Raw genomic sequence first — 22,659 nt, 5'->3', positions numbered from 1 at the left:
GTTGTGTGCTGAGGTAATATTGTTTGGCAACAGGTATTACACATCACTCATCCTTATTATTTCATTCCACTCAGTCTCTAAAACTGGAGAAACTGATAAACGTGATTGTTTTAATATAACCATATTTTTCAAAAGTGGGTTTTGTTTTATACTGTTTAACGTCACTTGGTTACTTAAAGGTTTCAAAAGTTTTACATTCACTAGTCCAAATTTGGAATTATAAACATGATAATACTCCTTTAATACTTCAACTATTCCAAGTATAACTCTCTCTTTACCTGTATGATAAAAAAATGCAAGATCGCCTAATTTCATAGCTCTCATGTAATTTTGAGCTTGATAATTGCATACACCATTCCACTGCGTCACCTGCTCCTTTTCCATTTTTTGCCAGGAGTATTCGCTTGGTTCTGACTTTAGTAGCCAAAATTGCATTATTTTTTTCTTCTTAAATAAGCTGGTATATCATAAACATTGCTGCCCCACTTAACTCTTTCATTTGTTTGCTCAGTTGAATCATATTCTTTTGTTTCTGATATTGGAATTTGATTATAAGGCCATTTAAAATTTTTTTCCTCTGCTGGGATCTTGTTTTGATTAACAGATGAAGCTTCTGGCTTGTTGTTACAGCTATCAATGCCAGTTGCAAGAACAGAAACTCTAACTCTTCCCTCCATCGCCTGATCAAAAGTGGCACCAAATATTATATTTGCATTTTCATCCACTTCTTCACGCACTCTATTTGCTGCAGAATCAACTTCAAATAGAGTCATATCTCCACCACCAGTAATATTAATCAATATTCCTTGTGCGCCTTTCATTGATACATTATCAAGCAATGGATTAGATATCGCAGCTTCTGCAGCACTAATTGCCCTATCTTCTCCTTCTGCCTCTCCAGTACCAATCATTGCTTTACCCATCTCACTCATTACTGTTTCTATATCAGCAAAATCAAGATTAATCAGTCCTGGCATGATCATCAAATCAGTTACTCCTCTTATGCCAATATGCAGAACATTATCGGCGAGTTGAAATGCGTCAGCAAATGTAGTTTTCTCGTTAGCAATTCTAAATAAATTTTGATTAGGAATGACAATAAGTGTATCTACGTATTTTTGCAACTCTTCAAGTCCAAGCTCTGCAATGCGCATACGTCGCACACCTTCAAAACCGAACGGCTTAGTTACAACTCCAACAGTCAGTATCTTTTTTTCTTTTGCTCCTTTATCTTTAACTACCGCTCTTGCTTCTCTGGCTGCTTTTGCAATTACCGGTGCAGCACCTGTTCCAGTACCACCACCCATACCTGCTGTGATAAAGAGCATATGGCTATCTTTTATATGCTCCATAATCTCATCAATTGATTCTTCTGCTGCACCTTTACCAACATCAGGTAAAGCACCAGCACCAAGACCCTTAGTTAAGTTGATACCAAGTTGAATTTTTTTATCACACAGTGACTTCTCTAACGCTTGAGCATCGGTATTTGCTACAACAAAATTTACTCCTTGCAAATTGGATTGAATCATGTTGTTCACAGCATTTCCACCAGCACCACCCACTCCCACAACGGTAATCCTTGGGTGCAATATGGGTAATTCTGGTAAACTAAGGTCGATTGACATTTAAATTACTCAAATATTAGTGAATTCACTTGATAACAAGTTACTGCTTTTTTAACAATATGCAAACATTTTTCGTTTTGATATATGCAAATAGTAAACAAGATTTACTTATTCTTAACATTATTAATCATTAGGTGTAATAATTGCAGACTTTCAAATAACACTGCTTAAGATGCAAAAAAAAATTGTGAAAAAGGGATAGAAGCCTATCCCTTTACTTTGTAAAACTACTGATTAGGGTTGTAATTGTACAATTCCAAGTTTTACACAAGCGTTAGTAAGAAGTCTTTTTGGTTCATCATCTTCAGCAATTTCAACTTTATTGTTTTCTAAGTTAACATTGCCATCAGAATCTTTCTTAAGAGCATTAGAAATATCTTGTTTCACTTCCTCAAATTTGCTTGCCTTATTATTGTTTTTATATGCATACACAGGTGCAGCTATTAGAGCTGCTACTGCAGCAAGAACTACCAAACTAGCAATGAGTGGATGAGCAACTGCAAATGCAGATATTGCAGTAATAGCAGGACTAACAAGTGTTGCAGCTTTTGTTCCAACTGTACCAACAAAAGTTGCATAAGCTGGACTTAAGAAATAAGCAGCTGTAAGAGAAATTGCTGTTGCAATTGCTACAAAAGTGGCAGCTGTTTTATACGGGTGGTCTTTTACAAAATCACAACCATGGTTATAAACTTCTTTACCTTTATCTTTGATTCCTTCTATTATCAACATAACTTTACTCCAAAAATATTAAAATTTCACTAATGGTAGTATATGACAAAAAAAAGCTGCCTGTCAAGTAAATTAATTTATTTATACATTCTTATTCTGTAATTCAGCGCCTCTGCAATGTGTGCTCTTTTTATTTCCTCACTTTTCGCAAGATCTGCAATGGTTCTTGCGACTCTTAATACACGTGTATAGCCTCGATTGGAAATATAATTTTCTTTCAGTACGTATTTTAGCAATTCTAACCCTTCCTGATCTGGTTCAGTGAATTTATTTAATGCTTCACCACTGACTTCTGCATTGCAACGAATATTAAATTTACTATAACGCTCAGTTTGAATTTTTCTCGCTGCTATCACCCTTCCTCTTATAACCTCGGTACTTTCTCCCTCCACAGAGATTTCAGGAGAAAGTATGCTAACGTTTGGCATTTCAATGCATATGTCTATTCTATCAAGCAATGGTCCTGATATTTTGTTTTTGTAATCTGTGCCACACTTTGGAGCTTTGTTGCACGATCTACTTGCATCACCTAAATAACCGCACCTGCAGGGATTCATTGCAGCTATAAGTTGAAAATTAGCTGGATAAGTAATGTGAGCATTTGCACGTGCAATAGTAACTTTTCTATCTTCAAGTGGTTGACGTAGAGAATCAAGTACAAGCCTTGGAAATTCAGGTAGCTCATCAAGAAATAACACACCATTGTGAGCCATGGTGATTTCCCCAGGCTTTGCATTTTTTCCTCCTCCTATCATCGCTGGCATGGAGCATGAATGATGAGGTTCACGAAAGGGACGAGTTACTTTAAATGTTTCGTTACCGGCTTTTGTTATGCTAGAGATAATATTAACATCAATCATCTCCTGCTCAGTCAAATCAGGTAATAGCCCTATAAATCGCTTAGCAAGCATTGATTTTCCAGTACCAGGAGGTCCAACAAGAAGCATATTGTGTCCACCTGCTGCTGCAATTTCAGCTGCTCTTTTTGCAACAACTTGACCTTTAATATCCTTTATATCTGGAACTGAATTTTTTTCTTTGGGTGCAGCGCTATAGTTAAAAGTTACCGGCTGAATTAACTGCTCACCCTTAAAATGTCTGATAATATCGGTTAATTTCTCTATAGCTAGAATAGAAACATTCTTTACCCATGAAGCTTCTACTCCATTTCCCCTTGGGCAAATTACTCCTTTATTTGCCTGTTTTGCATTGATTGCTGTTGGAAGTACTCCTGAGATTGGTATGACTCTGCTGTCTAGTGCAAGCTCGCCCATAATTATATAAGACTGAACTTTTTCAACTGGTATCACATTCATTACAACAAGTAATCCAACAGCAATAGCTAAGTCATAATGACTACCTTCTTTAAGCAAATCCGCAGGGGAAAGATTAACCGTAATCCTTTTTGGAGGTAACAGAAGATTGATTGAATTTAACGCTGCTCTGATACGCTCTCTGGATTCTGCAACAGTTTTATCCGGCAGTCCAACAATATTAAAAGCTGGAATACCATTTGACATGTGAATTTGTGCATTAATATTTACTGTGCTGGTTCCCTGAAGAGCAACGGTATTTATATTTGCAATCATACTATATTATACAAAGTTATTAATATAATATATTGACAAAGTAACGAAGTAAACAGTAGCTGCTAAAAGTGGTTTAATTTAGCAAAAAAGTGTAGTACTCTATCACTTTGCTGATTATATATGTTTATAAGAATAATCGCTTTTCTTTTGCTATATTCAAGCGCAGTTTTCTGTAGTGATTGTAACTTTAACTTACCATATCGTGGGCTCAGTTGTGATTTGGATCTATCATATAGAAATTTAAGTAATATAAAGAAATTATTGAATAACAAAGATAAGTTCGTTGCACTTACGTTTGATGATGGACCGTCTTATAATAGAGCAGGAGATATTATTAATATTCTGGAGAGCAATGAAACAAAAGCGACATTTTTTGTGCTTGGTGAGCGTATCAATAAAAAAACATCTGAAATAGTAAACAAAATCCATAAAGCAGGTCATGAATTAGGTAATCATTCTTGGTCGCATAGGAAGTTGACATCACTTTCAAGTGAGGAGCAATTGCAAGAACTGAAAAAGACAAATGTGGCAATTAAAAATGCAACAGAACAGAATGTAAAATGGTTTCGTCCACCATATGGATGTCATAACGATAATTTGATCAAAAATACTAATCGATTAAATATGTATTCCATATTATGGACAGTTGATTCTCTGGACTGGCAAGGCGATAAATCAGAAATTCTGGTTGAAAGAGTTTTAAGCAATGTACACAATGGAGCGATTATATTGTTCCATGATCACGATAACAAATCAAATACAGTTGAAGCTTTATCTCAGATTATTGAAATACTAAAAAAATCGGGTTACAAACTTGTTACCTTAAGTGAGTGGGAAGAAAGGGTTTGTGATGTAGTGAAAGCTAGAAATGTGTCAATAAAAGGAGAATGAGTGCGTTCTAAAGGAATTCTATGTGGACAAAAAACAAGGTCTTCAACCGCAGGGCATTCATATTAGGTGGTATTCAGCTTACTATTTCTGCTATCTTCAGTTATAGGTTGTATACTTTACAAGTACGAGATAGACAAAAATATGAAGTGCTATCCAATAATAATAGGACAAAAGTTGTTACTATTGTGCCTAAACGAGGCAGGATTTTGGATAGGAATAGCGTTGAACTCGCAGTAAACAAAATTTCGTATATTGTTTTATTTGATGGGCAAAAAACCTTTACTAGGGAAGTTGATTTGCAGATGTTATCAGAAATTAAACCTGATACAACAAAATCATCAGATACAAAAATAACTGCTCTTTATAAACGTTATTACCCGTTTGGTTCGATATGTTCTCATATAATCGGATATACAAAAAAACAGCAAGACATAAATGAAGCAGGGGTTAGTGGAATTGAATATACATATGATCATGTATTAAAAGGCAAGACCGGAAAATCTGAGCAGGAAATAAATTCTAAGAAGCGTATCATGAGAGAGTTATCTAGTATACCGCAGCAAGATGGACAAGATATACAGCTGACAATTGATGTTGATTTACAGAAGAAAATTGCAGAGATATTTAAAGACCACCAAGGTTCCACAGTGGTAATTGATGTAAATAACGGAGAAATTTTAGCATTATATAATTCACCTTCTTACGATAATAATCTTTTCACTAGCAGATTATCAAATGAAACTTGGAAAAATTTAAACAATCCTTCATTACCGCTTGTAAACCGTGCATTATCATATCAAATTCCACCTGGTTCAATATTTAAAATAATAGATGCGCTTGCGGGTTTAAAAGATGGAATAATAACACCAGAAGAAAAGTTCTCGTGTAGGGGCTATATGAAAATAGGTGAACGAAAATTTCGTTGCCTAAAAAGCAAAGTCCATGGATATGTATCTTTAAACGAGGCAATGGCCTTCTCATGCAACACTTACTTTTATAATATAGGAAAAAAAATAAATGTAGATTCTCTACTAGAAATGGCTAGCAAATTTGGTATAGGAAGTGGACCATTAATTGGAATGTTTAAGGAAGAAGCTCCGGGATTGTTGCCTGATGTGGATTGGCGTGCACGCAAGCTATATTCAGAGTGGTATTTAGGTGATACCATTAACTTAGTTATAGGACAAGGGTATTTACTTACAACGCCATTACAGCTTGCGGTTCTTGCAGCGAGGGTTGCAACAGGAAAGGAGGTAATTCCCCACATTGAGATGAGTAAACCAGGGCAAGACTTTCTTAATATTGATGTGAATCATGAGCATCTTAGTGTGGTTCGAAAAGCTATGTTTGACGTGGTGAATTCTAACTATAGAAAAGGACTAGGCAGTATACAAATTGCTGGCAAAACCGGTACACCAGAGATAAACTCTAAAGGTGAAAGTCATAAATTGTTTATCGCTTATGGCCCCTACCATGATCCGCGCTATGCAATCTCAGTGTTTATAGAACATGGCAAAACTCCACGCCAAGATGTTGCAATTGCTAGTGAGATATTGCAATATATGCTTGAAAAATGAATTTATGAAATTGCCATATATGTTACTTGTAATTTATATATTCAAATCAGAGCTTTGAGGTTAAAAAAAAGAAACGAAAATTGCATAAACCTTTTCAATTTAGTGCTTTAATGTTTCTAACGCAGAGAAGGTACTATCTTTATTTTCTATGGAGGAAGGTAGACTATTTTGATTATCACCATCAATTGAAGTAATAGGGCGAGTTAAAGCAATTTTTATAACTTCATCAATATTCTTAGCAAAAATTACGTTGATCCCTTCTTTAATATTTGCGGGAATCTCCTGCATATCTTTCTCATTTTCACTTGGTATAATCACAATTTTGATTGATCCTCTTAGCGCAGCAAGCAATTTTTCTCTCAAGCCCCCGATAGCCAAAACTCTACCGCGCAATGTTACTTCGCCTGTCATAGCAACACTTTTGTTAACTGATATATTTGTCATGAGAGAAACAATAGACGTACATACTGCACTGCCAGCAGAGGGACCATCTTTTGGCACAGCACCTTCAGGTACATGCAAATGTATATCATTATTTTGGAATTTTTCGGGCTTTATACCGAAAAATAAACAATTTGATCGCACATAACTATACGCAGCTTTTATAGACTCTTGCATAACTTCTCCAAGCTTTCCTGTATATTTTATCTCCCCCTTACCAGGAATTAGGACTGACTCTATCATCAAAATATCACCACCTGTTTCAGTATAGGCAAGACCAGTTACTATCCCTACCAAACTCTCATTTTCTGCAATGCCAAAGGTATACTTACGTACCCCTAGATAATCTTGTAAATTACCAGTCTCTACGGATATTTTCTTATTTTTATCAGTTAATATTGCTTTAACTGCCTTTCTCATGAGTTTTGCAAGTTCCCTTTCCATGCTTCGCACGCCGCTTTCACGTGTATATAAACGTATCAACTCGTATAATGCTTCATTGGTTATTTCCCACTCCTTCTGATGCAAACCATGCTCTTTTTTTAATTTTGGAATAAGGTGATGTGTAGCAATACTGATCTTCTCGTCTTCGGTATACCCAGATAATTGTATAATTTCCATCCTATCACGCAAAGGATGCGGTAAATTTAAGCTATTTGCTGTGGCTACAAACATTACACTTGAAAGATCAAACTCAACTTCCAAGTAATGATCTGTAAAATGTTTATTGTGCTCAGTATCCAAAACCTCAAGTAATGCAGATGCAGGATCACCACGCGAATCAGAACCCATCTTATCTATTTCATCAAGCAGGAAAAGCGGGTTGCATGAATTAGCTTTTTTCATGTGTTGAATGATTTTACCAGGCATTGAGCCAATATAAGTTTTCCTGTGTCCTCGTATTTCAGACTCATCACGTATACCACCAAGAGATATACGAACAAAATCTCTTCCTACTGCTTTTGCCATAGACTTAGCTAAAGAAGTTTTACCAACACCAGGTGGTCCAACTAAGCAAAGTATAGGACCCTTTATCTCTTTTACTCTCTTTAATACTGCTAAAAATTCTATTATTCTATCTTTTACTTTCTCTATGCCATAATGATTTTCATCTAAGATTTTTTTAGCCGCATTTAAGTTAATTTTTGCATCTTTGTACTTTCCCCATGGCAAATCAAGCAACCAATGCAAGTAACTAGATATAACTGTTGCTTCAGGAGAAATGGGATTCATTTTCTTATATCTCTTTAAGTCAGTTATGGCTTTCTCTTTTGCTTCCTCAGAAAGCTTTGTTTCATTTATCTTTTTTTCAAATTCATTGAGTATATTCCCTTCATCTCCATTTTCAAACTCACCTAATTCTTTCTGTATAGCTTTTAATTGCTCATTAAGGTAGTAAACTTTTTGAGTACTTTCAACCTGTGATTTAATTGTCTTATACAAGCGGTTTTGTGCACTCAAAATACTTATTTCTCTCTCAATAAGAGCAAAAACTTTTTTTAAGCGCTCTTTTGGGTTATAAACTTCAAGTATGTTTTGCTTATCTGATACCTTTATATTTAAGTGCGAAGCTATCATATCTACAATTTGATTAACCTCTTTAACTTGATCAATGGGGTCAATAATAATCTCGGGTCGACTTTTCTTGCTTAGTTTACACCAATTGTCGAATGCATCTATAACAGAACGCCTTAAAGCTTCTAAATCAATATTATCTTCATTTTCTCCATACTCATAATGACCATCCAACGCTACTCTGGCCTGTAACAAAGTGTGAGAGCTAATATATTCTATAACTCTTCCCCTTCTTACCCCATGAATCATGACTTTTACTGCATTGTCAGGCAGTTTTATTAATGGTTGTATAATGTTTGCTAACACGCCTACTTCATAAAGATTCTCTGGCTCTGGATTATCAATAGAACCATCTTTTTGTGCTATGAGAAAAATCTCGTTTTGGTGACTGCTGCTACTTATTGCATACTCTAGTGCATGAACAGATTTTTCTCTACCTACGAATAAAGGCAACATTATATTTGGAAAAATTACTACATCTCTTAGAGGTAATACTGGTAATACAGTAGAATTAAAATTTACAGCACGTCCAATACTCATAATATATGCCTCAAATTAATCATTAACCGTTATAACACTACCCTTATTATTATGATTAATCGTCGCTTTGCCTAATTCTACCATTTTCTTAGTAACCGTTATAGTGCTACCTTCAAAACCTCCGTTGCCGGATATATACATAACATCAAGCAAAAGTGACCCTAAGATAGTACGTAATATTCTTGCACCTATTTTATAGCTCATAGCTTTTTTAGCAATAGCTGATATTGCTTCATCTGAAAACTCAAGGGTTACTTTGCTAAATGCAAGTAATGCTTTATATTGTTTTATTAGCGCATTTCTTGGTTCCGTTAACACATGTATTAAATCCTCATGATTCAGCTCATCTAAAACAGCAATTATCGGAACCCGTCCTACAAATTCGGGTATTAAACCGAATTTAATTAAGTCCTCAGGTTGAGCATCGCGTAAAGCATTTTTTTTCTTTTGTGCTTTAGACTGACTTATATCCGCTCCAAAGCCAACTGATGTTCCCTTTTTTCTTGCCTCAATAATTTTATTGAGGCCTTCAAAAGCTCCTCCACAAATAAATAGTATGTTACTAGTGTCTACTTGTATAAACTCTTGTTGCGGGTGTTTTCGCCCTCCTTGTGGAGGAACATAAGCAACCGTACCTTCCATGATTTTTAGTAGAGCTTGTTGGACCCCTTCACCTGAAACATCACGGGTTATTGAAGCGCTTTCAGACTTTCTTGTGATTTTGTCTATTTCATCGATAAACACTATACCATGCTGTGCCTTTGCAACATCATAATTTGCAGCTTGTAATAGACGTGATAACACGCTTTCTACATCATCACCTACATAACCTGCTTCAGTCAAAGTTGTTGCATCAGCCATAGCAAATGGTACATCTGAAACTTTAGCAAGTGTTTTTGCTAGCAAAGTCTTACCAGAACCCGTAGGGCCAATAAGCATTATATTTGACTTCTCGATTTCAATATCACTTATAGAATGAAGTTGCACCATGGATTGACAATGATTATACATAGCTACAGATAAAACATGTTGCGCATGTTCCTGACCTACAACATGCTTGCTAAGAAAATTTTTTATATCTTCAGGTTTCTTTAGTGATAGTTTCATATCAGATATATGATCTGAATTAAAAGCCCTCTCTTTCTTTTGACTTATTGCTTTATGGGATAACTCTATGCATTCATTACAAATGAACACCTTTAAACCATCTGAAGAGTTAGTAATCAATTTATCTACTTCGTTTTGTGCCTTGTTACAAAAAGAACAGTAGTGTAAATCATTATTGTTATCCATTAAACTACCTTTTGTTTAACTTTAATATTTTCAATCTTCACATCTTTACGCTCAGCTATTACTCTGTCAATTAAGCCAATTTTCATTGCTTCTTCAGGATCCATGAATTTATCTCTTTCCATCATTTCTTCAATTTTCTTCAGTGAATTTCCAGTATGTTTTTCATAAATTTGATTTAGTTTTTTCTTAACTCGCAAAATTTCATTGGCATGTATTTCTATATCAGTTGCTTGCCCATGATAACCACCAGATGGCTGATGTATCATAATTCTTGAATGAGGTAGTGAGTAACGTTTACCCTCCGCACCAGCTGTAAGCAACAAAGAACCCATAGATGCAGCTTGACCTATACACAAAGTTGAAACGTCTGGATTTATATACTGCATTGTATCGTAGATCGACAAACCAGCAGTTACAACACCACCTGGTGAGTTAATATACATACAAATGTCTTTATCGGGATTTTCCGATTCTAAAAATAAAAGCTGTGCTACTATTACGCTGGCCATGTTGTCTTCAATAGGGCCAGTTACGAAAATTATTCTTTCTTTTACTAGCCTTGAATATATGTCATAAGCTCGCTCACCGCGACTAGTTTGTTCAACTACAATTGGTATAAGAGTCATACCTTTTCCTATCAAATATTATCAAATAATTCCTTTAATTCTTTCACAGAAACAATCTGTTCTTCTTTACTAGCTTTTTCTATCATATAATCTGTCACTTTATACTCAAGCGCTTGCCCTCTAACTAATTCCTGAAATTGTCCGTCTGATTTAAAATGTTTAAATACTCTGTCAAATGATACATCTTTACTGACATATTGATTTACAATAACATTCATAATATCACTTTGAGTTAATGATATTTCATGTTCTTTACTGAACTCCATAAATAGCATTGCAAGCTTTACACGTCTTTCAGCTTCTTTACAAGAATCATCTTTAGCATTCAACTCTCTTTCCACTCTCTGCTGTTCCTGTTTTACTACCTCTATAGGCAAATCAAAACTATAACTAGCATCCAAACAATCAAATAGCTCTTTCTTAATTAAGAGATCTCCCATTTCTTTACACTGATTATCAATTACTTCTTTTACATGATTTATTAGCGAAGAATGATCTTCAAAACCAATTTTCCTAGCTATTTCATTATCACTTTGCAAATCTTCGGCAATCTGAATATCATTAACTCGAACAGAAAAAGCAGCCTCCTGCCCCGCAAGGGAAATTACCTGGTAATCTTCAGGAAATCTCAACTTAAAGCTTTTTGTTTCCCCTTTTTTCATGCCAATTAATTGATCCTCAAAACCATTTATAAATGTTCCAGATCCTAAATTAACAGTAAAATTTTTGCCACTTCCACCTTGAAAGAGCTTATTTCTAATTCGCCCTTCAAAGTCAATTATCAGTTTATCCTCTTTTTTTGCTTGATAAGAAGCATCATCAACAGAAACGAAGTTAGGAAATTTTGTTTTTATAGAATCAATAAATTCTTTTATGTCTCCCTCTTTGATTTTTGCCTTAACTTTCTTCAAATTTATTTTATCAAGATCTATTATTGGCACTTTTGGCATCGATTCAAAAGATAATTTGTACAGAAAGTCGCCTTTTTCATCCTTTTTATCCAGGTTTGGTAATGACATAATATCAACCTTAGGATGGATGTGAGACTTAACTTCGATTTTTTTCATTAAATCACTTGAGCAATAGTCAATCGTATCTTTTATCACATATTCCAAAGCTTCGTTTTTATAATTTGTAACAACAAGATCGTAAGGCATCTTTCCGGATCTAAATCCAGGCAATTTTGCATCCTTTGCTATTTCTTGTAATCTAGAGTTTATCTTTTGTTCTATATAATCACTACTAACTGTGATTTCATACTCATACTTTAGTTTATCTACACTAAGTTCCTTATAGGTATATATATTACTTAATGTATCTGCTTCGACTGCATTTTGACTTATATTACTAGACATTACAACCTATTATCAATATTTTATTTATGTTTTAATAAAGCCATTTTACCAGAATTTAAGTTAGATACAATCCTTAAGAACAGGTTCTTATACAAACAAAAGTGTACTTAGTGATTATAAATTTTCTCTTAAAACCTGAGTTACATGACTTTAAGTGCGGATAGAGGGACTTGAACCCCCACGAGCAAGCTCACCAGGACCTAAACCTGGCACGTCTACCAATTTCGCCATATCCGCAAGAACCCTTCATTAAATTATAGATAACCACTTCTGTCATCTTATGCAATTTAAAGATTAGATTTTAGTACCACAGACTGAACTTGTAATACTGGTTAACTCCACTATGAATCTAAGCCTGAATTACTTTAACTAACATTATTAAGATAAGTACTGTCTTAGAAATATTCAAGGCTTATTCAATTTATAGTATTTACACAATAAAAAAAGCTTATTAATATTCTTTAATTAAAGCTCTAAACTCTGGAAATTAATAATGAGATTAATAGCAAGCTTCTTACTCGCAATTTTTCTGATTACACAGAGTGGCTGTACGGCTCTTGTGAGTGGTATAGTGGTAACAGCAACTGCAGCGGCTACAGCAATAACAATGCAAGATAAATCCTTGGGAAACATTATTGATGATACAACTATAGTAATAAGAATCAATAAGGGACTCTTAAAACACGGACTGTTTTCATCTATAAAAGTTAAAGTGAGTGAAGGAAGAGTATTACTCATTGGAAATGTTGATAATCATGAAAAGCAACTCACAGCAGAGAAAATAGCTTGGCAGCAAAAAGAGATTAAAGAAGTGATAAATGAAATAAGAGTCACACCAATTAAAATGGCTTCTATGCTAGATGTTACTGTAGATGGTATGATAACAGCAGAGATAAGCACGAGGCTTCTGGGAAAAAGAAATATTAAATCAATTAATTATAGCGTTAATACAGTTGATAGAGTCGTTTATTTGATGGGTATAGCTCAAAATAAGGCGGAATTAAAAGCTGTAATAGCAATTGCAAGAAAAGTAAAAGGAGTAAAGCAAGTTGTAAGCTATGTGAGATATAGACATAGCAAATTGCGTCATTGATGAAAATTTACTTGAGTGTTAGTATCATGTAGCTAAGCCATAAAACTCCTTTACAAATTTCGTCAGTTCACTCTTATGGTATGTATAACAATGTTACAAAAAATAATATCATAGAATTCAATAGAATAATTCCTAGAAAATCTCTACATACTAAAAAAAGTAAATGCTATTTAAATAAGCTTAAGAATAAATAGCAAACATCTACATCTTGTGCGATATGGCGTTTTATTCCTGAGATTTTTTTACCAGCGTCATAGCCTTTTTCTTCATCAGTGTCTGCGTTCTTTACACTCTGAGCGTCAATTATGCAAAAGCTGGTTTTTTCTTTCCAAACATTGTTTTGTCGGACCACACTAACTATTTTTTTTAACATGCACTCCAAAATACTTTTTTTTATTTCCTTTTACTTTTTTACTCCATTTTGGAAACTCTTTTGGTAGCATCCTCCACTGATAACCACTTTTTAGGGCGTACAACACTCCGCAAAATATATCATACAAATCAAGTTTTCTTGGTTTTATTTTTTCCACAAGACTCCAGATCTAGTAAAATAATCTCAAACTTCTCTCGACTTATGTCACTTGGGTATACACTCCTCATATATCCTAATTTATACACTCTATTTCTTACTTTATGCCTTTCTTGAGATTATGAGCGGGTTCTTAGAAAGCTAGCGTTCTACTAGTCATGTTCTTTATCTTGCTTTACAACAATGCATCTTTTCATTCCAGCCAAGTCGTATGCGTATTCTTGAAAAGCCAGTCCATATAAGGGTATTATTTTGTCAATATTGCTTTGATCTTCGCCTATTTCCAGTATCGCAAACCCATCTTTTTTAAGGCACTTTTTCAATATTGGAAAAATACTCAGGTAACAGCTCAATCCATCGATACCACCATCAAGAGCAATTCTTGGCTCTTTTTGCACTTCAGCTTGCAGATCTTTTAACTTACTTCTTTTAATATATGGAGGATTGCTTATTATGAGATCAAATAAATCTCTGCATTCTGTCCACGAATTTGGAAATATTTTAGTTCTGCTTAGGAGATTATGTTTCTTTGTGTTCTGGCAGGTAATTTTGTATGCTTCCAGGCTTTTTTCAAAACCAACTCCAATAGCATATTCATACTCACTAAGTACGGAGATCAACAAACAGCCTGTGCCTGTGCCAAAATCTGCAATTTTTATTTTTTGCTTCTTATTTTGGTAATATTTTAACACTGTTGAAATTACTGTCTCACTATCTGGTCTTGGATCTAGAACATGTTGGTTAACTATAAAATTTTTACTCCAGAATTCACGATTACCTATTATTTGCGATATTGGATATCTTTCTGCTCTTTTTTTTGTTAATTTCCAGAATAGAAGCTCTTTGTTTCTTGGTACCTGATTGGTGTGATTCATGATTGTGAATGATCTTTCTACTCCAAGTACGTACTGCATGATGATTTCACAATCCAAATGTGGTGATTCAATTCTATGTGATGATAGTAGCTTTGACCCTTCTTTAATTAAAGCGCTGATTGTTTTCATTGTTCTAAAACGTGTTCCTTGTATGCAAGAACAGCAAAATTGAGTATAGAATTTTGAACTTAAGGTAGCTGCATTAAATCTAAGTGTCAAGAGTAGGATTGTAAAAATCATCTGGCTTTACTGGTAGTTCGGTTGGTATTTTTGCATTAATGTTGAAGTTCTTGGCTCTATTATAAGTTATAAGAATTATTTTCTGCATATTCTTTGATAGCCATCACAGTATATTACTTGTTCCATATCTATATTAATTCGACCACAGCAAGTGATAATTTCTTAATATTAAAACCAATGTGCGCTTTAGCATATAATTATCAGTAGCTTTCAAAGCAATTAGGCTGAGATTATTAGAGTAGTAATGTTTATTTTTATATTGACTATTGAGGTTTATTATTTTATAACTAAGACTTAGTTATTTTCAGAGTTTTAAATTTACAGTATATGCCTACGATAAATCAATTAATATGTAAAGGTAGATCAGGGTTAACTCGCAAGAAGAAGGTGCCAGCTTTGGGAAAATGCAATCCTCAAAGAAGGGGTGTTTGCACTAAGGTATATACTACAACTCCTAGAAAGCCTAATTCAGCACTACGTAAGGTAGCTAGAGTAAAGATTAGTGGATACGGTGAAGTGACGGCTTATATACCTGGCGAAGGTCATAATTTACAAGAGCATTCCGTTGTTTTAATACGTGGTGGGCGAGTTAAGGATTTGCCTGGTGTACGTTATCACATAATAAGAGGTGCTCTTGATCTACGTGGTGTGCAAAATCGAAAGAAAGCTCGTTCAAAATATGGTGTAAAGAAATCTGGTTAAAATTTATGGCACGTCGTAATAAAGCAAAAAAAAGAACAAGTCCTGACTCTCGTTATGGTAGTGTCTTGCTTATGCGTTTTATTAATATAATTATGGAATGTGGTAAAAAATCTATTGCAGAAAAGATTGCTTATAGTGCTTTGTCCTTAGCTGAAAAGAAAATAGGCAAAGATGCCTTATCAATTTTTGAAACAGCAGTAGAAAATGTTACCCCTTCTATAGAAGTACGCTCTCGGCGTATTGGTGGTGCAACTTATCAAGTCCCTGTTGAAATTCGTCAAGATAGAGCAATTTCTTTGGCATTAAGGTGGATTGCTAGAGCAACTTCTGCTGCTCGAAAAAAGAGCGGTAGAACTACTGTTTATTGTTTGCAGTCTGAAATATTAGATGCTTATAATAAATGTGGTGGTGCATTTAAGATGTGTGAAGAAAAGTATAAAATGGCTGAAGCTAATAAGGCATTTTCTCATCTTCGTTTTTAATATTAGCTGATTGATTGTGGTATGGAAGTTTTAATATCTAGGTATAGAAATATAGGAATAATGGCTCATATAGATGCTGGCAAGACCACCACAACAGAGCGTATTTTATTTTATACTGGTAAGCAAAATAGGATTGGTGAAGTGCACGATGGTGCAGCTTCTATGGATTGGATGGAGCAAGAGAAGGAGCGTGGCATTACAATTACCTCTGCTGCAACAACATGTTTTTGGAATGATCATAGGATTAATATAATAGATACTCCTGGTCATGTTGATTTCACTATTGAAGTTGAGAGATCTTTGAGGGTTTTGGATGGTGCGGTTGCTGTATTTGATGGAGTTGCTGGAGTTGAGCCTCAGTCTGAGACAGTTTGGCGTCAAGCTGATAAATATAGCGTTCCTCGTATTTGCTTTGTTAATAAGATGGATAGAATAGGGGCAAATTTTTATCGATGTGTCGATATGATAAAAACGAAGCTTGGCGCATCACCTTTAGTTATTCAATTGCCAATAGGAAGTGAGAAAGATTTTAAAGGTATAATCGATCTTATTTCTATGAAAGCCATTATATGGCAAGAAGAAACATTAGGCGCTAAATTTTCTTATGAAGATATTCCTTCTGATTTGCTTGATAAGGCTCAAGAGTATCGAAATCTTTTATTAGATGCTGCAGCTGAAATGGATGATGAGGCGATAAATACTTACTTTGAATCTAACGATCTGCCAATTGATTTATTGAAAAAGTGTGTGAGAAGAGGGGCCATTAAAGGAAGATTTGTCCCTGTATTATGTGGGTCAGCTTTTAAAAACAAAGGCGTGCAATCACTTTTAGATGGTGTGGTTGATTTTTTACCCTCTCCTATTGATGTTGATGTAATTATTGGAACTGATCCTAAAGATTCAGAAAAGAAAATTGAGATTAAACCTTCAGAAAAAGAGAAATTCGTTGCTCTTGCGTTTAAAGTGATGACGGATAAGTTTGTAGGTAGCTTGACGTTTATTCGTATTTATTCCGGTAAGTTAAAATCTAAATCTGCTGTGTTAAATGCGGGAAAGAATGAGACTGAAGGAATTGGTAGAATGTTGCTTATGCATGCAAATAACAGAGAAGATATAAACGAAGCTAAAGTTGGTGATATAGTTGCCTTAGTTGGATTAAAGAAAACAATTACTGGTGATACTTTATGTTCATCTGATTTTCCTATATTATTAGAGCGTATGGAATTTCCTGACCCTGTTATTGAAACTGCTATAGAACCGAAAACCACTTCAGATCAGGAAAAATTAGGTGTTGCTTTGAATAGATTGGTTGCAGAAGATCCTTCTTTAAGGATGTCAGTAAATGCGGAGAGTGGGCAGACTATATTGAAAGGTATGGGTGAGCTACATCTTGAGATTATTATTGATAGAATGAAGCGCGAGTTTAATGTTGAAGCTAACGTTGGTGCGCCTCAAGTTGCATATCGTGAAACTATCACTAAATCTGTTGAAATTGATTACACTCATAAAAAACAATCAGGTGGTGCTGGTCAGTTTGCTAAAGTTAAAATAAGATTCGAACCTCTTGAGCCTGGTTTTGGCTTTCAGTTTGAAAGTAAAATTGTAGGCGGTGCTATTCCAAAAGAGTATATACCTGGAGTGCAAAATGGCTTAGAGTTGATAAAAGAAGGTGGTATAATTTCCGGCTTTCCATTGATTGATTTTAAGGCTACTCTTCTTGATGGTGCTTTTCATGATGTTGATTCTAGTCCTTTGGCTTTTGAACTTGCTGCTAAAGGTGCTTTTAAGGAAATGGCAAATAAAGCTGGTCCAAAAATGCTAGAACCTATAATGAAAGTGGAAATTATTACTCCTGAAGAATATATGGGTGATGTTATGGGTGATATAAATAGTAGAAGAGGCAGTGTTGTTGATATGCTGGATTTAGGTAATAATAGCAAAATAATTACTGCTTCGGTTCCTCTTGCAAATATGTTTGGTTATATAAATGTTTTGCGTTCTATATCTCAGGGAAGAGCTCAGTATAGTATGCATTTTTCTTGTTATGAACAAGTACCACAATATGTGGTTGATGAGTTAAAGTTAAAGTATAATTAAAGGTTAGTAATTATGACAGCGATAGTAGAAGCATTTGGAAAGCCGCATGTAAACGTGGGAACGATAGGACATGTGGATCATGGGAAGACAACGTTAACAGCGGCGATAACAAAGCATTATGGTAATTTTGTAGCATATGATCAAATAGATAAAGCGCCAGAAGAAAGAAAGAGAGGAATAACAATAGCAACAGCGCATGTTGAATATCAAACAGAAAAGAGACACTATGCACACGTTGATTGCCCTGGACATGCTGATTATGTAAAGAATATGATAGTAGGTGCAGCACAGATGGATGCAGCGATATTGGTAGTGTCAGGGGTTGATGGGCCGATGCCACAAACGAGAGAGCATATATTGCTAGCAAAACAGGTGGGTGTTGGATATATCGTGGTATATATAAATAAAGCTGATGTTGCTGATGCTGATATGATAGATTTGGTGGAAATGGAAGTGAGAGAGTTGCTGAGTAAGTATGGATTTCCAGGTGATGAAGTGCCTGTGATAGTTGGGTCTGCGTTAAAAGCATTAGAGGATGATAGTAGTGAGTATGGAAAGAAATCAATAGATAAATTGATGGAGAAGTTAGATGAGTATGTAGCAGTACCTCCAAGGCCTATAGATTTGCCGTTTTTGTTGCCAATAGAAGATGTATTTTCAATATCGGGCCGAGGGACGGTAGTAACAGGAAGAATAGAGAAGGGGGAGGTAAAGACAGGGGATGAGATAGAGATAATAGGTCTGAAAGCGACGCAAAAGACGATATGTACTGGTGTTGAGATGTTTAAGAAGTTGCTAGATAAGGGAAGTGCAGGACTCAATGTAGGAATATTACTAAGAGGAACAAAGAGAGAAGAAGTGGAGAGAGGGCAAGTATTGGCAAAACCAGGGACAATAACCCCGCATAAGAAATTTAATGCGGAGGTGTATATATTGAAGAAAGAAGAAGGAGGAAGGCATACACCATTTTTTGGAAATTATCAGCCACAGTTTTATTTAAGAACAACGGATGTAACTGGGAGCATAAAATTGCTAGATGGAAAGGAGATGGTAATGCCAGGGGATAATGTAAGTATAGAAGTGGAGTTGCAAGTACCAATAGCAATGGATAAAGGATTGCGTTTTGCGATAAGAGAAGGTGGTAGAACTGTTGGTTCTGGCGTTGTTTCGGAAATTTTAGAGTAAACTTTGAATTATAGGAGTGTAGCTCAATTGGTAGAGCGCTGGTCTCCAAAACCAGAGGTTGTAGGTTCAATTCCTATCGCTCCTGCATTAATATTATGGTAGAAATGTTAAAAAACCTGTATGTTTTTTTTTGCGATATAAAGCAAGAAATAAGGAGAATTGCTTGGGTAAAAAAACAGCAGGTATTGTCATCTTTGTTTATTGTAATAATTGTTATATTATGCTTTTCGATTTTCTTTTGCTTCGTAGATTTTATGTCTCTTTACGTAATTAAGACTTTATTTGGAATTATTTATGGAATATAAGTATAAATGGTATATCATTAAAGTCGATTACGGGTATGAGAAGGATATATGCGAGTTGGCAGTCAATACTGTTTACTTTAAGGAGGTATTTATTCCTTATCAGACAGTATGTGATATAAAATCTGATATAAAAGAGTTATGCGAAGTATATATATGTATGCATCTGTGTGATGAAAGCAAAAATATTTTGAATCAAAAGACTGGGTTTTGTGGTGATGAGTCTGGTTATTTTGAGATGATTTCAGATGATGAGGTAATTTTAAAACGCAAGGAATTTAATAGATATAAGTGGTACATTTTAAGAGTTGCCTCTAATTATGAAGAGAAAGTGCGCCAATATATATTAGAAAATTCTATGAGATTGAATATTAATAATTATTTTAATAGGGTTTTTATTCCTTGTGAAGAATTAAGTGAGATGGATTTAAAATCTAAAAAAAATGCTAAACGAAGGAAGTCCTTTCCTGGTTATGTCTTTTTATACATGAATTTATGCGATGAGGTATTAAATTTTATTAATAATATACCAAAATCTCTTAAGGTTTATGGATTTTTGAAAAATGGTAATGTTCCAAAGGTGATTGAGGATAATGAGATTCGCTCAATGTGTAGTGCGCTTTACAATGCTCAAGAAACGAAAAAGTTGAGTTATGGTTATGAGAAAGGTGAAAAAGTAAAAATTAATGATGGTCTTTTTCAAAATTTTACTGGTAAGATAGATATGGTAAATGATGAGAAAAAAATTATTAATGTTGAAGTATCAATCTTAGGTAAGCCAACAATAATAGAGCTTGATTTGGCTCAAGTAGAGAAAATAGAGGATTAATTATGAGTAATATAGTTGCTAAGATTAACTTACTTATGGAAGCTGGGAAAGCAGTTCCAGGACCGAAAATTGCTTCAGTACTTGGCCCGCGTGGTATACCTGTTCCTAAATTTTGTGAAGCTTTTAATAAAGCTACTAGCGCTGCTAACGCTAGTTATAAAGTAGGTGATTTAGTAACAGTGAGAATTTCCATAAAGGATGATCGCTCTCATGATTTTACTGTCAGCGGTCCGCCTGTGGCTTATTTGCTTAAGCAGGAAGCTAAATTAAGTAAAGGTTCTGGTAATTCTGGTAAAGAATTAGTGGCTAAATTATCTATGTCTGCTATCATTAAAGTGGCAAAGTGTAAGATGGTTGATATGAAAGTAGATAATGAAGATTCAGCAGTGAAGATGGTTATAGGCACTGCAAAATCTATGGGTATAGAAGTTGTGGAAGGTTAGGTAAATGAGTACATATAATGATAATTCTAAGCAATGTTTGGAGAAGGTTGTTGAGTCTGCTTCAGCAAAATTTAATGAATCAGTTGATATCGCAGTCAATTTAGGTGTAGATTCACGTAAATCTGAAGAGCAGGTGCGTGGTACAGTAGTTTTGCCTAAAGGTATCGGGAAGAATATTAAAGTAGCTGTTTTTGCTCAAGATAAACATTTATTAGAAGCTGAAAAAGCTGGTGCTGATATTACAGGAGGAGAAGATTTAGTTGAAGAGATAAAAAAAGGTAGAAAGTTGAATGTTGATTGGTGCATCACTACTCCTGATTTCATGGCAAAAATCACTCCTATTGCAAAAGTATTGGGTGCTAAAGGGCTGATGCCTAACCCTAAATTTGGTACTGTGACTTCTAATATTGCGGAAGCTACTAAAACCATTAAGTCTGGTCAAATAAAATTCAGGACGGATAAAAATGGGGTTATTCATGGTAAATTAGGAAGTATTAAATTTGATATTGATGATTTGCTGGAAAATTTAAAAGCCTTTCTTAAAGTAATTAGAGACAATAAACCTGCTTCTGTGAAAGGAGTTTACTTTAAAAGCGTTTTTTTAAATTCAACTATGGGTAAAGCTCATAAAATAAACAAAGTAGAAGATATAATTTAAGGGAGAGAAATTGTGAAGCGTAAAGATAAGGATGAATTTATACAAAACATAATGAATGTGTTTGTAAATAATGATTTCTTAATATTGATAAATTTCAAGTCTATGAATGTTAGCAATTCATTAATTCTTAGGAATAGTCTAAAATCTGTAATGGGTGGGATGTTAGTAGTTAAAAATACTCTAGCTTGCTTGGCTTTGGAAAGGACTGGTAAATTTTCTTATTTATCAGGTAAATTTTCTGGTTCTGTTGCTATTATATACTCTAGCGCTATAGTAGAAGCTGCAAAGGTAATAGTTGATTTTATTAATGCTAACAAAGAAAAAATGTCTGTGATTTGTGCGGCTCATATAAATGAATTATTAACAGTGGAAGATGTTAATAAATTGGCTAAGCTTCCCTCTCTGGATGAATTGCGTATTAAAATTATGCGTTTAATATCTTATGATATTCCTGCTCGGTTAGCATTGTCTATTAATTCATCTTCTATGAGGCTTATGAGAGTTTTGGATTACTGTAGTTCTAAAAAATAAATTTGTTGTTAAATAAGGTGGTAAGTATGAATAATGTAACAAGTGATTTGGTTGATAAAATATTATCTTTAAATCTATTAGAGGCTTCTGAACTTGTAAAAGTTCTAGAAGAAAAAATAGGGTTGCCTAGTGGTTCTTTTCTTGGTGGAGCTGTTGGTGCTGGGGTGCCTATTAGTGATAATGCTATTGCTCCTGTTGCTCAAGAAAAAGCTGAATATAAAGTTGTAATCAAAGAGATTGATGCAAGCAAAAAAATAGGAGTGATTAAAGCTATTAGAGAAGTTAATTCTACATTGAATTTAAAAGAAGCGAAAGAGTTAGTTGAGTCTTTACCCAAAGATTTGACTGCTAATGTTTCTAAAGACGAAGCAGAAAAAATAAAGCAAAAACTTATTGAAGCAGGAGCAACTAAAGTTGAGCTTGAATAAAATGTTAGTATATTAATT

Annotated in this window: 22 protein-coding genes, 2 tRNA genes and 1 pseudogene; 14 read left to right on the top strand and 11 right to left on the bottom strand. The window is 34.6% G+C overall.

Translation table 11 applies throughout. From position 1 onward, the window contains the following. Positions 1-36: 36 nt before the first annotated feature. The 4 genes from ABWU24_RS02700 to ABWU24_RS02685 form a co-directional block, all read right to left on the bottom strand. The gene (locus ABWU24_RS02700; protein WP_015587882.1) at positions 37-435 is read right to left on the bottom strand and encodes an EVE domain-containing protein; all 399 of its coding nucleotides are present in this window, start codon (positions 433-435) and stop codon (positions 37-39) included. Continuing rightward, positions 435-1,628, bottom strand: a complete 1,194-nt coding sequence (gene ftsZ, locus ABWU24_RS02695; RefSeq protein WP_341815473.1) for a cell division protein FtsZ — start codon at positions 1,626-1,628, stop codon at positions 435-437. Before ftsZ ends, ABWU24_RS02700 begins: the two co-directional genes overlap by 1 nt. Before the next feature lie 234 nt (positions 1,629-1,862). Next, entirely contained in the window at positions 1,863-2,360 is a 498-nt protein-coding gene (locus tag ABWU24_RS02690; protein ID WP_341815472.1) for a hypothetical protein, read from the bottom strand. A 77-nt stretch (positions 2,361-2,437) separates the two neighbouring features. Then, entirely contained in the window at positions 2,438-3,949 is a 1,512-nt protein-coding gene (locus ABWU24_RS02685) for a YifB family Mg chelatase-like AAA ATPase (RefSeq protein ID WP_353274392.1), read from the bottom strand. 219 nt (positions 3,950-4,168) lie between these two features. Between ABWU24_RS02685 and ABWU24_RS02680 the strand changes: the two genes are divergently transcribed. After that, complete coding sequence (locus ABWU24_RS02680) at positions 4,169-4,840, top strand: polysaccharide deacetylase family protein (protein ID WP_353274390.1); 672 nt, start codon at positions 4,169-4,171, stop codon at positions 4,838-4,840. A 20-nt stretch (positions 4,841-4,860) separates the two neighbouring features. Then, complete coding sequence (locus tag ABWU24_RS02675; RefSeq protein ID WP_341815451.1) at positions 4,861-6,417, top strand: penicillin-binding transpeptidase domain-containing protein; 1,557 nt, start codon at positions 4,861-4,863, stop codon at positions 6,415-6,417. 99 nt (positions 6,418-6,516) lie between these two features. Here ABWU24_RS02675 and lon read toward each other — a convergent pair whose 3' ends face one another. The 5 genes from lon to ABWU24_RS02650 form a co-directional block, all read right to left on the bottom strand. Continuing rightward, entirely contained in the window at positions 6,517-8,973 is a 2,457-nt protein-coding gene (gene lon / locus ABWU24_RS02670; protein ID WP_341815450.1) for an endopeptidase La, read from the bottom strand. A gap of 15 nt (positions 8,974-8,988) precedes the next feature. Continuing rightward, positions 8,989-10,266, bottom strand: a complete 1,278-nt coding sequence (gene clpX / locus ABWU24_RS02665) for an ATP-dependent Clp protease ATP-binding subunit ClpX (RefSeq protein ID WP_015587875.1) — start codon at positions 10,264-10,266, stop codon at positions 8,989-8,991. Beyond that, positions 10,266-10,892 carry an ATP-dependent Clp endopeptidase proteolytic subunit ClpP gene (clpP, locus tag ABWU24_RS02660; RefSeq protein ID WP_015587874.1) on the bottom strand — a complete coding sequence of 209 codons (627 nt, stop codon included), beginning with the start codon at positions 10,890-10,892 and terminating at the stop codon, positions 10,266-10,268. Before clpP ends, clpX begins: the two co-directional genes overlap by 1 nt. A gap of 11 nt (positions 10,893-10,903) precedes the next feature. Next, a complete protein-coding gene (tig, locus tag ABWU24_RS02655) occupies positions 10,904-12,247 on the bottom strand; it encodes a trigger factor (RefSeq protein ID WP_353274388.1) in 1,344 nt (447 codons plus the stop codon). 155 nt (positions 12,248-12,402) lie between these two features. Then, positions 12,403-12,484: transfer RNA gene (locus ABWU24_RS02650), tRNA-Leu, on the bottom strand. A gap of 256 nt (positions 12,485-12,740) precedes the next feature. On the opposite strand from ABWU24_RS02650, the gene ABWU24_RS02645 reads away from it, so the two are divergent. Further along, positions 12,741-13,340 (top strand): BON domain-containing protein, encoded by a 600-nt coding sequence (locus ABWU24_RS02645; RefSeq protein ID WP_015587872.1) that lies wholly within the window; start codon positions 12,741-12,743, stop codon positions 13,338-13,340. A gap of 205 nt (positions 13,341-13,545) precedes the next feature. Here the strand turns inward: ABWU24_RS02645 and ABWU24_RS02640 are convergent. Both ABWU24_RS02640 and prmC read right to left on the bottom strand, forming a co-directional pair. Further along, a pseudogene (locus ABWU24_RS02640) lies at positions 13,546-13,940 on the bottom strand (transposase); the annotation flags it as partial. A gap of 81 nt (positions 13,941-14,021) precedes the next feature. Beyond that, a complete protein-coding gene (gene prmC, locus ABWU24_RS02635) occupies positions 14,022-14,873 on the bottom strand; it encodes a peptide chain release factor N(5)-glutamine methyltransferase (protein ID WP_015587870.1) in 852 nt (283 codons plus the stop codon). A 438-nt stretch (positions 14,874-15,311) separates the two neighbouring features. On the opposite strand from prmC, the gene rpsL reads away from it, so the two are divergent. The 11 genes from rpsL (at position 15,312) to rplL (ending at position 22,641) form a co-directional block, all read left to right on the top strand. Then, positions 15,312-15,686 (top strand): 30S ribosomal protein S12, encoded by a 375-nt coding sequence (gene rpsL, locus ABWU24_RS02630; RefSeq protein ID WP_010406837.1) that lies wholly within the window; start codon positions 15,312-15,314, stop codon positions 15,684-15,686. 5 nt (positions 15,687-15,691) lie between these two features. Then, positions 15,692-16,168 carry a 30S ribosomal protein S7 gene (rpsG, locus tag ABWU24_RS02625; protein WP_135353025.1) on the top strand — a complete coding sequence of 159 codons (477 nt, stop codon included), beginning with the start codon at positions 15,692-15,694 and terminating at the stop codon, positions 16,166-16,168. A 21-nt stretch (positions 16,169-16,189) separates the two neighbouring features. Further along, positions 16,190-18,265 carry an elongation factor G gene (gene fusA / locus ABWU24_RS02620; protein ID WP_341815448.1) on the top strand — a complete coding sequence of 692 codons (2,076 nt, stop codon included), beginning with the start codon at positions 16,190-16,192 and terminating at the stop codon, positions 18,263-18,265. 12 nt (positions 18,266-18,277) lie between these two features. Beyond that, complete coding sequence (gene tuf, locus ABWU24_RS02615; protein ID WP_015587867.1) at positions 18,278-19,450, top strand: elongation factor Tu; 1,173 nt, start codon at positions 18,278-18,280, stop codon at positions 19,448-19,450. A gap of 12 nt (positions 19,451-19,462) precedes the next feature. Then, positions 19,463-19,535 (top strand) — tRNA-Trp (locus ABWU24_RS02610). 10 nt (positions 19,536-19,545) lie between these two features. Then, a complete protein-coding gene (secE, locus tag ABWU24_RS02605) occupies positions 19,546-19,755 on the top strand; it encodes a preprotein translocase subunit SecE (protein WP_015587866.1) in 210 nt (69 codons plus the stop codon). Then, entirely contained in the window at positions 19,745-20,581 is an 837-nt protein-coding gene (gene nusG, locus ABWU24_RS02600; protein ID WP_341815446.1) for a transcription termination/antitermination protein NusG, read from the top strand. The genes secE and nusG overlap by 11 nt, the downstream gene beginning before the upstream one ends. Before the next feature lie 2 nt (positions 20,582-20,583). Further along, entirely contained in the window at positions 20,584-21,024 is a 441-nt protein-coding gene (locus ABWU24_RS02595) for a 50S ribosomal protein L11 (protein WP_143689749.1), read from the top strand. A 4-nt stretch (positions 21,025-21,028) separates the two neighbouring features. Beyond that, on the top strand, positions 21,029-21,682 hold the full coding sequence (rplA, locus tag ABWU24_RS02590; RefSeq protein ID WP_015587863.1) for a 50S ribosomal protein L1: 654 nt from the start codon (positions 21,029-21,031) through the stop codon (positions 21,680-21,682). 12 nt (positions 21,683-21,694) lie between these two features. Further along, the gene (gene rplJ / locus ABWU24_RS02585; protein WP_135352702.1) at positions 21,695-22,213 is read left to right on the top strand and encodes a 50S ribosomal protein L10; all 519 of its coding nucleotides are present in this window, start codon (positions 21,695-21,697) and stop codon (positions 22,211-22,213) included. Positions 22,214-22,239: 26 nt separating this feature from the next. Continuing rightward, positions 22,240-22,641 carry a 50S ribosomal protein L7/L12 gene (rplL, locus tag ABWU24_RS02580; protein WP_015587861.1) on the top strand — a complete coding sequence of 134 codons (402 nt, stop codon included), beginning with the start codon at positions 22,240-22,242 and terminating at the stop codon, positions 22,639-22,641. The last annotated feature ends 18 nt before the right edge of the window (positions 22,642-22,659 follow it).

It is taken from the genome of Wolbachia endosymbiont (group B) of Hofmannophila pseudospretella, from assembly GCF_964028515.1.
Classification (GTDB): domain Bacteria; phylum Pseudomonadota; class Alphaproteobacteria; order Rickettsiales; family Anaplasmataceae; genus Wolbachia.
Note: the sequence above shows the minus strand (reverse complement) of the source record. Positions and strands in the feature narration are given on the sequence as shown.

What these genes read in the sequence shown, in the direction of transcription:
- ABWU24_RS02690 (WP_341815472.1), bottom strand. Translation starts at nt 2,360, where the DNA reads ATGTTGATAATAGAAGGAATCAAAGATAAAGGTAAAGAAGTTTATAAC.
- ABWU24_RS02645 (WP_015587872.1), top strand. Translation starts at nt 12,741, where the DNA reads ATGAGATTAATAGCAAGCTTCTTACTCGCAATTTTTCTGATTACACAG.
- fusA (WP_341815448.1), top strand. Translation starts at nt 16,190, where the DNA reads ATGGAAGTTTTAATATCTAGGTATAGAAATATAGGAATAATGGCTCAT.
- lon (WP_341815450.1), bottom strand. Translation starts at nt 8,973, where the DNA reads ATGAGTATTGGACGTGCTGTAAATTTTAATTCTACTGTATTACCAGTA.
- tuf (WP_015587867.1), top strand. Translation starts at nt 18,278, where the DNA reads ATGACAGCGATAGTAGAAGCATTTGGAAAGCCGCATGTAAACGTGGGA.
- clpP (WP_015587874.1), bottom strand. Translation starts at nt 10,892, where the DNA reads ATGACTCTTATACCAATTGTAGTTGAACAAACTAGTCGCGGTGAGCGA.
- ABWU24_RS02700 (WP_015587882.1), bottom strand. Translation starts at nt 435, where the DNA reads ATGCAATTTTGGCTACTAAAGTCAGAACCAAGCGAATACTCCTGGCAA.
- secE (WP_015587866.1), top strand. Translation starts at nt 19,546, where the DNA reads ATGGTAGAAATGTTAAAAAACCTGTATGTTTTTTTTTGCGATATAAAG.
- nusG (WP_341815446.1), top strand. Translation starts at nt 19,745, where the DNA reads ATGGAATATAAGTATAAATGGTATATCATTAAAGTCGATTACGGGTAT.
- rpsL (WP_010406837.1), top strand. Translation starts at nt 15,312, where the DNA reads ATGCCTACGATAAATCAATTAATATGTAAAGGTAGATCAGGGTTAACT.
- prmC (WP_015587870.1), bottom strand. Translation starts at nt 14,873, where the DNA reads ATGAAAACAATCAGCGCTTTAATTAAAGAAGGGTCAAAGCTACTATCA.
- ABWU24_RS02675 (WP_341815451.1), top strand. Translation starts at nt 4,861, where the DNA reads ATGTGGACAAAAAACAAGGTCTTCAACCGCAGGGCATTCATATTAGGT.
- rpsG (WP_135353025.1), top strand. Translation starts at nt 15,692, where the DNA reads ATGGCACGTCGTAATAAAGCAAAAAAAAGAACAAGTCCTGACTCTCGT.
- rplA (WP_015587863.1), top strand. Translation starts at nt 21,029, where the DNA reads ATGAGTACATATAATGATAATTCTAAGCAATGTTTGGAGAAGGTTGTT.
- ABWU24_RS02685 (WP_353274392.1), bottom strand. Translation starts at nt 3,949, where the DNA reads ATGATTGCAAATATAAATACCGTTGCTCTTCAGGGAACCAGCACAGTA.
- clpX (WP_015587875.1), bottom strand. Translation starts at nt 10,266, where the DNA reads ATGGATAACAATAATGATTTACACTACTGTTCTTTTTGTAACAAGGCA.
- ABWU24_RS02595 (WP_143689749.1), top strand. Translation starts at nt 20,584, where the DNA reads ATGAGTAATATAGTTGCTAAGATTAACTTACTTATGGAAGCTGGGAAA.
- ftsZ (WP_341815473.1), bottom strand. Translation starts at nt 1,628, where the DNA reads ATGTCAATCGACCTTAGTTTACCAGAATTACCCATATTGCACCCAAGG.
- rplL (WP_015587861.1), top strand. Translation starts at nt 22,240, where the DNA reads ATGAATAATGTAACAAGTGATTTGGTTGATAAAATATTATCTTTAAAT.
- tig (WP_353274388.1), bottom strand. Translation starts at nt 12,247, where the DNA reads ATGTCTAGTAATATAAGTCAAAATGCAGTCGAAGCAGATACATTAAGT.